The sequence below is a fragment of the Nocardioides sp. genome, assembly GCF_025965415.1.
In the GTDB taxonomy this organism is placed as follows: domain Bacteria; phylum Actinomycetota; class Actinomycetes; order Propionibacteriales; family Nocardioidaceae; genus Nocardioides.
Genome location: NZ_JAOPWY010000133.1, coordinates 1 through 9,483 on the forward strand (window position 1 = coordinate 1; position 9,483 = coordinate 9,483).

Here is a 9,483-nt window from a genome sequence, read left to right on the forward strand (position 1 = left end):
ACCGAGTTCCACTCCAAGGTGTTCGCGTGTCCGTCCACCGGCAACCTCGCCAACGCGGTCGCCGCGGCCGGCGCCCGCGCCGGCATCAAGACCGTGGTCTTCATCCCGAGCAACCTCGAGCAGCCCAAGCAGGTCAACTCGGCCGTCTTCACCGACCGGCTCGTCGCCGTCAACGGCAACTACGACGACGTCAACAAGCTCGCCTCCGAGATCGCCGGTGAGGAGGACGGCTGGGCCTTCGTCAACGTCAACGTCCGGCCCTACTACGCCGAGGGCTCCAAGACGCTCGGCTACGAGATCGCCGAGCAGCTCGGCTGGCGCCTGCCCGACCAGATCGTGATCCCCGTCGCGTCCGGCTCGCAGCTGACCAAGGTCGACAAGGCGTTCCAGGAGCTCATCAAGCTCGGGCTGGTCGAGGACAAGCCCTACCGGGTCTTCGGCGCGCAGGCCACCGGGTGCTCCCCGGTGTCGGTGGCCTACAAGGCCGAGACCGACGCCATCCGACCGGTCAAGCCCGACACCATCGCCAAGAGCCTGGCCATCGGCAACCCTGCGGACGGCATCTACGTCCTCGACATCTGCCGCCGCACCGGTGGGGCGGTCGAGGACATCAGCGACGAGGAGGTCCGCGAGGCGATCGTGCTGCTCGCGCGGACCGAGGGCATCTTCACCGAGACCGCCGGCGGCACCACGGTCGGCGTGCTGAAGAAGCTGGTGGAGACCGGCCAGCTCGACACCTCGCTGGAGACCGTCATCATCAACACCGGCCACGGCCTCAAGACCCTCGACGCCGTGTCCGACCGGGTCGGCGCCGTCGCCACCATCGCCCCGTCCTACGACGCCTTCGTCGCCGCCAACATCGTCTGAGCGAGGTCCGGTGGAGCGTCTGCCGCGTTGTCGGCGCTTGACGACCCGCTTCGCTTGAAGGTCGCCGACGCACCTCCGCCTTGCAGCCGCACGCACCAGACGCCGCTCCATCACCCAGCAAAGGAAACAGTCATGGCAGTCTCCGTCCGGATCCCGACCATCCTGCGCACCTACACCGGTGGCGAGTCCGAGGTCAGCGCCGAGGGCGGCACCCTGGCCGCCGTCCTCGACGACCTCGACGCGAGCTACTCGGGCATCAAGGGCCGCATCCTCGACGAGGCCGGCAACCTGCGCCGGTTCGTCAACGTCTACGTCGGCAACGACGACGTGCGCTTCCTCGACGACCTCGCGACCGCCACCCCCGACGGCGTGCAGATCTCGGTGATCCCCGCCGTCGCCGGCGGCTGAGGGGAACCGGACCCGCCCCGGTCGCCGTCCCAGCACCATGACGACGATGAAGCGAGCCGTGCTCGCCGCCCTCCTCCCGCTGACCATCGGGGCCGGCGCCGCTCCTGCTGTCGCGGCCGCCGACCCCCAGCCGGTGCAACCCTTCGTGCCGGGCATCAACGAGGAGCCCGAGCTGTCGGCGGCGTGGCAGCGCTGGCAGACCAAGGGGATCGACGACTACGTCATCACGGTCCGGCTCAGCTGCTTCTGCGTGCCGAGCGACGCCGTACGCACGCTGATCCGCAACGACAGCACGCGTCGGGTCACCCGGGGCGAGCGCGCGCTGTCGCCGCGCCGCGGCTACTCGGTCGACGAGCTGTTCACGATGATCCGCAGTGCGTCCGCGGAGGCCGACCGCGTCGACGTCGACTACACGCGGCGAGGCGTGCCGAAGACGATCGCCATCGACCCCGACGAGATGGTCGCCGACGAGGAGACCTACTACTCCGTCTCGCTCACCCGGCTCGACTGAGGCGGCGGGCGCCGCGTCTCACGGAGCCCGTACGTCGACCAGCGCGGCGTTGCCGCGACCGTCGATCCGCACCTCGGCCACCGCGCCGTCGCGCAGCAGGTCCTCGGTCGCGGCGGCGTCGTCCTGGGGCAGGAACCAGCTCTCGATCCCGCAGCGGATCTGCCACGACCGGTCGTCGCAGGCGAGGTAGGGCCCGTCCGCCGGGCGCTCCCGGTTCCACTCGTCGGCCGCCCACACGTCGCCCTGCCGCACGAGGATGATGTAGACGTCGCCCTCCTCGCCGTCGTCGAGGGCGCCCAGGCCCGTGGCGTCCGACGAGTCCGACGACTCGTGGCGCAGGTCGGGGTAGTCGAGGGAGACGTATGCCCCCCGGAAGGGGTCGATCGGGTCGAGCGGCGCGACTGCCATGAGGTAGGTGTCCCCGGTGAGCCGGGCGGAGAGCTGGGGAGCGACTCCCAGCCCCACGAGCGCCAGCTGGCCCACGGCGACGACGGCGGTGACGGCGATGCGGTTCATCGGTCGGTCCCTTCGGTGGTGGAGGTGTCACTGTCCAGGACCTGCGCCAGCTCGCGCCGGGCCCGGTCGAAGAGGAAGCCGGTGCCGAGGAAGACCGTGCCGAGCACCACGAAGAGCCACGCTCCGGTGACGATCGGGGCGAACACCGCGAAGCTCTGGAAGGTCGTGAACACGACCAGTCCGGTCATCGCCATCCACGTGAGCGCCGGGTGCTCGCGCACCGTGCCGAGCGCCACGAGCGCGACGGCGAGGACGACGTAGGCGGCCACCGAGGTCGCCGCGTGGAACCAGTCGGTCGCGTCGACGTCGGAGGTGTCGGTCCCGGTCGTCCAGAGGCCGATGAGGGTGGCAACCGTGAGGACGACGATCGCGCCGAGCGGTTCGAGGGCATGCACGCCGGGGCGTACGGCGACGGCAGCGGCTGCCGCGATCCCGGCGACCACCAGGGCGAGCACGAGCCAGCCGGACCAGACGATCCCGTCGCCACCGATGTCCGGGACGGCGGCCACGAACATCGCCAGCAGCGCCATGCCCCCGCCGACCGCGCGCCAGGCCCGCGCGAAGGCGTCGAGACGACCGTCGTGGAGCACGGCCAGGCCGGCCGCGAGCACGGCGCCGGCGCCGAGGAGCAGCACCACGGTGAGGCCGCTGGGTTCGTCCCACATCGGCTGGGTGAGCCACCACGCGACTCCGGTCAACAGTCCGACGAGGAAGGGCAGGTACGCCCGCCTGAGGTAGCCGTGCAGCAGGGCTGCCGCGGACCAGAGCCCCAGCAGGCGGGGCTCGAAGGCGGGGACCTGCAGGGACTGGGCGGCCTGGAAGAGGACCGCGCCGATGCCGAGTGCGGCGAGGAGCCGGGCCGCGCCCACGACGGGCGCGGACGCCTTCCTGCTCGCGAGGAGCTCGCTGCCGAGGAGGAAGGTGAGCCAGATGAGGGTGACCGCGACGAAGCGGGACACAGGGGAGAGCTGGTCGAGGTTGGCGGCCACCAGCCAGATCACGCCGATGCCGACGAACCCGCCGCCGAGGTAGAGCAGGACCCGCCCGATGCTGAAGCGGGTGTGCGTGTCGGCGCTGTACCTCGTGGCGATGCGCGTGGCCTGGTCCTCGCTGATGATGCCCTGCGTGGTCCAGTCGGCGACCTCGGAGCGCAGCCAGGCGAGCTGGCGCGGTGGGACCGGACGGGTGATGACGGGCGCGGGAGCGTTCATGGCCCCAGCGTGGCGCGTGCCGCCCGCGCTGTCCTGAGTACGTCGGCCCATCTGTGCAGGACCGTTGGGTCGTTCGACGCCCGCACGTGCCCGTGCGTTCAGGTCGGCGTGGTTGAAGGGAGGGTGACCAGCACCCACCTCACCCGGGCCGGCCTCGCGCTGGCCGTCCTCGGCGGTCTCGCCGGCGCGACGGCGTACGGCGCCCGCGAGCTGCTGCACCGGCAGGCCGCCCAGGCACGGAGGGCCATCGGCAAGCGCTCGGCGAGCGGGCCCCGGCGGGCGACAAGCACTACAAGAAGACGTACGGCGAGCCGGTCGACCTCGTCGTCCTCGGCGACTCCATCGCCGAGAGCAGCAGGCTCGCCACCCAGCTCGCCGGTCTGCCCGGTTCCTACCGGCCCGACGTGGCGGTGATCGTCGTCGGGGGCAACGACGTCACCCACCGCGTGCCGGTCGCCGACTCCGTGCGCCACCTCACCGAGGCCATCGACGACCTGCGGGCGCGCGGGGCGGAGGTGGTGGTCGGCACGTGTCCCGACCTGGGCGCCCTGCGGTCGGTGTCGCAGCCGCTGCGTGCCCTCGGCTCGCGCGCCTCCCGCCAGCTGGCCGAGGCCCAGTGGGTGACGGCCCTCGACCGTGGCGCGCGGGCCATGTCGCTGGCGCACGTGGTGGGGCCGTTCTTCATCTCCAACCCGGAGGAGATGTCCAGCCTGGACCGCTTCCATCCCAGTGCCCACGGCTACAAACGGACCGCGAAGGCCGTGCTCCCGTCGGTGCTGGCGGCGCTGGGAGTGGTGCAGGAGGTGCCGTTCGGGTACCACGCCCCGGACGTGGGTGGGTCAGGCTAGGGTTCCCGGGTGCGCACCACTGCTCGACGAGCCGGCGAGGCCGTCAAGAAGGCGGCCCAGAAGGCCAGCCGCATGCAGACCCCGCCCGATCGCGAGCAGGCGGGCCCGCCCCCGGACAGTGCCAAGGCCGCCCGCCGTCGTCGCCTGCTCGCCAGCAACCTCACCGAGCTGGCCATCGAGTTCCGCACCGACAAGTGGGGCGTCCACAAGTACACCCCCCACTACGAGCGCCACCTGCAGCACCTGCGCCAGGACTCCTTCACCCTGCTCGAGCTCGGCATCGGTGGCTACAAGAAGCGCCGGCGCAGCGGGGCGTCGATGAAGATGTGGCGCTGGTTCTTCCCGAAGGCGACCATCGTCGGCCTCGACATCGAGGACAAGACGTGGCTGACGCGTGGGCACATCCACACCTACCTCGGTGACCAGACCGACCCCGCCATCCTGCATCGGATCATCGAGGAGCAGGGGGCTCCGCTCGTCGTCATCGACGACGGCAGCCACATCCCGGCCCACGTCCGGGAGTCCTTCCGGATCCTGTTCCCGCTGTTGCCCGACGGTGCGATCTACTGCATCGAGGACACCCAGACGTCCTACTGGCCGGCCTGGGGCGGTGAGCTGGAGCCGCGTGCCGCGGGCACGTCGATGGACCTGGTCAAGGACCTCATCGACGGCCTCAACCACGAGGAGTTCCTCCTCGAGGACTATCAGCCCACCTACACCGACCAGTGGGTCCGGGCCGTGCACTGCTACCACAACCTCGTGATCATCGAGAAGGGTGACAACCGCGAGGGCACCAACCGCGACCACGCCGCCCACACCTTCCACGGCTCGTCCGACCTACCAGACGCATGAGCATCCTTCTCGCGACCAGCGGCGACCTCCCGCTGGGTGAACCCGGTGCGCCGGTCCTCGACGCCGCCCTCGCCGAGCGGGGCATCGATGCCTCGTGGGCCCGCTGGGACGACCCGGAGGTCGACTGGGCCGGCGCGGACCTCGTGGCGGTGCGGTCGACGTGGGACTACATCTCCCGCCCCGAGGAGTTCCTCGCCTGGACCGCCTCGCTCGACCCGTCCCGGCTGCTCAACGGTGCCGACGTCTTCGCCTGGAACCACGACAAGCGCTACCTGGCCGACCTCGGCGACCTGCCCGCGGTGCCGACGCTGGTCGCCGACGACCGCGCCGACCTCGCCCGGGGCATCGCCGGGTTCGGCACCGCGGTGGTGAAGCCGCGGGTGGGAGCCGGTGGCGCGGGACTCATGGTGGTCAGCGACCCGGACGACCCCCGGCTGGTCGACGGCTCGTGGGTGGTCCAGCCCCTCGTCGAGTCGATCCGCACCCACGGCGAGGTGTCGGTCTACGTGATCGACGGACGGCTCACCCAGCGCTTCGACAAGCAGCCCGGCGCCGATGACGTACGCGTCAACGAGGAGTACGGCGGACGGGTGCGCACCGCCGCGATGGGCGACGTCGGCGACCTGGCGCTGCGCGCCCACCACGCGATGGCGGAGCGCTTCGGCCGACCGATGGACTACCTGCGCGTCGACCTGCTGCAGTGGGGCGGCGACTGGGTGGTGAGCGAGCTCGAGCTGATCGAGCCGGGGCTCTACCTGGACGTGTCGCCCGCCAACGCCGCGCCGTACGCCGACCTGGTGCTGGCCCGACGTGGCTCTTTCGGGCCTCGATAAATAGTCCGAACGGGCTATTCGAAAGGCCTCTTCGGGCGGCGCGGCGGAGGGGCACCTGCCCGGATGATGGGTCCATCCTGCGCGCGGGGCGTGGCTCACGTTCCCGGGTTCGCAGGACTGAGCACCGTCGTGCGCCTGGGGGCCACGGCACCAGGGGGAGGACCGTCGTGGGATCGTCGCACAACCGCAGGCGCAGGGGTGGTGAGCGGGGTGCCGTCGCCGTGGAGTTCGCGCTGCTGATGCCCATCCTGCTCGCACTCGTCGCGGGCATGATCGACGCCGGCTTCGCCATCAACCGCTACACGATGCTCAACAACGCCGCCCGCGAGGGCGTTCGTGCGGCGAGCCTGGGACAGACCAGCGCGGAGGTGACCGCGGTCGTCAACAAGTACCTGGGTGACAGCGGCGTGACGGCGACCACCGTCTCGCTCACCTGCCAGAAGCCCAACTCCACCACGCCGTGCGCCTCGTGGACGGCGGGCAAGGCCTCGGGGGGCACGGCGATCCTGACGATCACCTACTCCCACCCCTGGATCACCCCGGTGCCCGGCCTGATGGGCACCGACAGCATCAACCTGAGCAAGACCACCCGGATGAGGATCGAGTGATGAAGGCTCCACGGCGCCGCCCCGGGGACGGTCGGGACGAGGACGGCGCCATGGCCATCATGGTCGCGCTGATGGCCGTCGTCCTGTTCTTCGCTGCCGCCCTGGCGGTCGACATCAGCAGCCTGGCCATGGAGCGCCAGCAGCTCCACGACAACATCGACGCCGCCGCACATGCGGGCGCCTACGAGCTGCCCAACAACGGCACAGGCGCGATGGCGAAGGCCCGCGCGATGGCGCTGACGCAGGACCCGACACTCAGCCCGGAGACCGACCTCTGGTGCATCGTGGGCTCCACCGGGAGCACGAAGGCGGTCCGCACGGAGCAGATCCCGGCCACCTGCACCCCGGGCTCGCCGCCCTACACCGCAGCCAGCTATCCAGGTCTGCGCTGCGACACGATCATCTGTGCCATCCCGTGCTTCCCCGACCAGGGCGACAAGTGCAACTCGATGCGGGTCTCCGACGAGAAGATCGTCCCGTTCGGGTTCGCCAGCATCGGTGAGTGGCTGCTGTCGAACGGTGTCAACGACCGACGTGAGGGCAGCACGGGCGCGGTGACCACAGTGGCCTGCAAGGGCTCCTGCGGCAACGACACGCCCAACCCCCTCGACGTGGTGGTCATGGCCGACAGGACGGCGTCGATGAAGTACGCCGACCGCGAGGCGATGAAGGTCGCAATCCTCAACATGCTCAAGGTGATGACGCCGAGCATGCACTACGTGTCGTTCGGGACGCTGCACAAGTCGCGCACGACCGACTACACCGCCAAGGCCAACACCTATGGTCCGCAGAAGGACGACTTCATCGTCAACAACTGCCTCACCGGGTGCTCGGTGGCCCAGGAGAAGAGCTACGACTCCAGCACGCTCCGCAACTACAACGGGCACTGGGACGGCACCGGCGACACCAACGGCGACGGCCGCTGCTACACCGAGGCGAGCACCAAGGCACCCGCCAGCACCAGCACGGTCATCGACACCTACACATACACACCCACCACCGGTACACCCACCACCACGAGCCGTCCGGCGCCGGGGTTCGGCACCAACGCGCAGATCATCTCAGGCACCTGGACGCCGGTCCCGTTCAGCAACAACTACCTCTCCACGGTGGCTTCGCCGACGTCGGTGGCGACGCTCAACAATGCCAGCGCACTGGTGGACGGCATCTCGTGCCTGCCGCAATCGATCGCCGCTGAGTACGGCACGCACCTCGCCAGTGCGTTCAAGGGCGGCGTCGCCAAGCTGCTGAGCGGCGAGACCGCATCGATGCCGGCCCGACCCGGGACCCCCCGCAAGGTGCTCGTGTTCGAGACCGACGGCATGCCGGACGAGTCGGGACCGTCCTTCGGCAACACCGAGCTGAACTCCGGTGACCTGTCCGCGGGGACCCAGACCGCGGGTGGCCCCCCTGGCTGCAACAACCTGATCTCGGTCGCAGACAAGGCCAAGGCCCAGGACATCACGGTCATCACCATCGCGTTCGGCGACGCCGCGACCGCTCGCTGCCGCAAGGGCTCCACCTCGACGGCGTACGCCGCCGTGCGTGACGTGCTCGCGAACGCGGCATCGCCCGACCCGAACACGGGGCTGCCCAGCACCGCCAACGCATGCAACACCCCGGCCCTGATCGAGGCCGAGAACGTCGACGGTGACTACTTCTTCTGCGCGGCCGACGGGGCGTCGCTGAGCAACATCTTCACCACGGCGATCACGCAGGTGTCCAACGGCATTCGCTTCGTGAAGATGCCGCCCGCTCCCTGAGCCTGCTGGCACCCTGCTGACGCCGCCACGGTCCCGTGGCGGCGTTTGCACTCTCCGGGGTCGAGTGCTAGACATGAGACTGGCACTCTCGACACGAGAGTGACAACGACCCAGGTGACGCTGAGGTCTGCGCAAACCGGCGGGAATGGACCGTCGGCCGAGCGGACCGTCCGTCGCGGGCAGCCCGCCTGGCGTCACCACCACAGACTCACGTCGACAGGAATCGCGAAGAGTTATGCCGAAGCTGATTGCTTTCAACGAAGAGGCCCGCCGCGGGCTCGAGCGGGGTATGAACACCCTCGCCGACGCGGTCAAGGTCACCCTCGGTCCCAAGGGCCGCAACGTCGTCCTGGAGAAGAAGTGGGGCGCCCCCACGATCACCAACGACGGCGTCTCGATCGCCAAGGAGATCGAGCTGGAGGACCCCTACGAGAAGATCGGCGCCGAGCTGGTCAAGGAGGTCGCCAAGAAGACCGACGACGTCGCCGGTGACGGCACGACGACGGCCACCGTCCTGGCCCAGGCCATGGTCCGCGAGGGCCTGCGCAACGTCGCGGCCGGCGCCAACCCGCTGGCCCTCAAGCGCGGCATCGAGAAGGCCGTCGAAGCCGTCTCCGAGCAGCTGCTCGGCATGGCCAAGGACGTCGAGACCAAGGAGCAGATCGCCGCGACCGCGTCGATCTATGCCGCCGACACCATCGTCGGTGAGGCCATCGCCGAGGCGATGGACAAGGTCGGCAAGGAAGGCGTCATCACTGTCGAGGAGTCGAACACCTTCGGGCTCGACCTCGAGCTCACCGAGGGAATGCGCTTCGACAAGGGCTACATCTCGCAGTACTTCATGACCGACCCGGAGCGCATGGAGGCCGTCCTCGACGACCCCTACGTGCTGATCGCCAACCAGAAGGTCTCGACGGTCAAGGACCTGCTTCCGCTGCTCGAGAAGGTCATGCAGAGCGGCAAGCCCCTGCTGATCATCGCCGAGGACATCGAGGGCGAGGCGCTCTCGACCCTGGTCGTCAACAAGATCCGCGGCACCTTCAAGTCCGTCGCCGTCAAGGCTCCG

Annotated in this window: 12 protein-coding genes; 10 read left to right on the plus strand and 2 right to left on the minus strand. The window is 69.8% G+C overall.

Annotated features, from left to right (window positions below; all coding sequences use genetic code 11):
- The 3 genes from thrC to JWN97_RS13960 form a co-directional block, all read left to right on the plus strand.
- A partial coding sequence (gene thrC / locus JWN97_RS13950) for a threonine synthase (protein ID WP_297623609.1) occupies positions 1-867 on the plus strand: 867 nt, incomplete at its 5' end.
- 132 nt (positions 868-999) lie between these two features.
- On the plus strand, positions 1,000-1,275 hold the full coding sequence (locus JWN97_RS13955) for a MoaD/ThiS family protein (RefSeq protein ID WP_297623612.1): 276 nt from the start codon (positions 1,000-1,002) through the stop codon (positions 1,273-1,275).
- Positions 1,276-1,321: 46 nt separating this feature from the next.
- Positions 1,322-1,786, plus strand: a complete 465-nt coding sequence (locus tag JWN97_RS13960; protein WP_297623615.1) for a DUF6174 domain-containing protein — start codon at positions 1,322-1,324, stop codon at positions 1,784-1,786.
- An 18-nt stretch (positions 1,787-1,804) separates the two neighbouring features.
- Here JWN97_RS13960 and JWN97_RS13965 read toward each other — a convergent pair whose 3' ends face one another.
- Both JWN97_RS13965 and JWN97_RS13970 read right to left on the minus strand, forming a co-directional pair.
- Positions 1,805-2,302 carry a GDYXXLXY domain-containing protein gene (locus JWN97_RS13965; RefSeq protein ID WP_297623618.1) on the minus strand — a complete coding sequence of 166 codons (498 nt, stop codon included), beginning with the start codon at positions 2,300-2,302 and terminating at the stop codon, positions 1,805-1,807.
- A complete protein-coding gene (locus tag JWN97_RS13970) occupies positions 2,299-3,513 on the minus strand; it encodes a DUF2157 domain-containing protein (RefSeq protein ID WP_297623621.1) in 1,215 nt (404 codons plus the stop codon). Before JWN97_RS13970 ends, JWN97_RS13965 begins: the two co-directional genes overlap by 4 nt.
- Before the next feature lie 123 nt (positions 3,514-3,636).
- Between JWN97_RS13970 and JWN97_RS13975 the strand changes: the two genes are divergently transcribed.
- The 7 genes from JWN97_RS13975 to groEL all read left to right on the plus strand — a co-directional run.
- Positions 3,637-3,927, plus strand: a complete 291-nt coding sequence (locus tag JWN97_RS13975) for a hypothetical protein (RefSeq protein WP_297623623.1) — start codon at positions 3,637-3,639, stop codon at positions 3,925-3,927.
- Positions 3,855-4,361: an SGNH/GDSL hydrolase family protein gene (locus JWN97_RS13980; protein WP_297623640.1), complete on the plus strand. Its 507-nt coding sequence runs from the start codon at positions 3,855-3,857 to the stop codon at positions 4,359-4,361. The genes JWN97_RS13975 and JWN97_RS13980 overlap by 73 nt, the downstream gene beginning before the upstream one ends.
- 9 nt (positions 4,362-4,370) lie before the next feature.
- A complete protein-coding gene (locus JWN97_RS13985; protein WP_297623626.1) occupies positions 4,371-5,213 on the plus strand; it encodes a hypothetical protein in 843 nt (280 codons plus the stop codon).
- Positions 5,210-6,046 carry a hypothetical protein gene (locus tag JWN97_RS13990; protein ID WP_297623629.1) on the plus strand — a complete coding sequence of 279 codons (837 nt, stop codon included), beginning with the start codon at positions 5,210-5,212 and terminating at the stop codon, positions 6,044-6,046. The genes JWN97_RS13985 and JWN97_RS13990 overlap by 4 nt, the downstream gene beginning before the upstream one ends.
- 167 nt (positions 6,047-6,213) lie before the next feature.
- A complete protein-coding gene (locus tag JWN97_RS13995) occupies positions 6,214-6,654 on the plus strand; it encodes a TadE/TadG family type IV pilus assembly protein (protein WP_297623631.1) in 441 nt (146 codons plus the stop codon).
- On the plus strand, positions 6,654-8,417 hold the full coding sequence (locus JWN97_RS14000) for a TadE/TadG family type IV pilus assembly protein (RefSeq protein ID WP_297623634.1): 1,764 nt from the start codon (positions 6,654-6,656) through the stop codon (positions 8,415-8,417). Before JWN97_RS13995 ends, JWN97_RS14000 begins: the two co-directional genes overlap by 1 nt.
- Before the next feature lie 235 nt (positions 8,418-8,652).
- Positions 8,653-9,483: chaperonin GroEL (groEL, locus tag JWN97_RS14005; RefSeq protein ID WP_297623636.1), on the plus strand; the 831-nt coding region annotated here is incomplete at its 3' end.

Excerpts from the sequence above, each read along its gene's own strand:
- JWN97_RS14000 (WP_297623634.1), top strand. The coding sequence starts at position 6,654 with ATGAAGGCTCCACGGCGCCGCCCCGGGGACGGTCGGGACGAGGACGGC.
- JWN97_RS13990 (WP_297623629.1), top strand. The coding sequence starts at position 5,210 with ATGAGCATCCTTCTCGCGACCAGCGGCGACCTCCCGCTGGGTGAACCC.
- JWN97_RS13955 (WP_297623612.1), top strand. The coding sequence starts at position 1,000 with ATGGCAGTCTCCGTCCGGATCCCGACCATCCTGCGCACCTACACCGGT.
- JWN97_RS13960 (WP_297623615.1), top strand. The coding sequence starts at position 1,322 with ATGAAGCGAGCCGTGCTCGCCGCCCTCCTCCCGCTGACCATCGGGGCC.
- JWN97_RS13970 (WP_297623621.1), bottom strand. The coding sequence starts at position 3,513 with ATGAACGCTCCCGCGCCCGTCATCACCCGTCCGGTCCCACCGCGCCAG.
- JWN97_RS13965 (WP_297623618.1), bottom strand. The coding sequence starts at position 2,302 with ATGAACCGCATCGCCGTCACCGCCGTCGTCGCCGTGGGCCAGCTGGCG.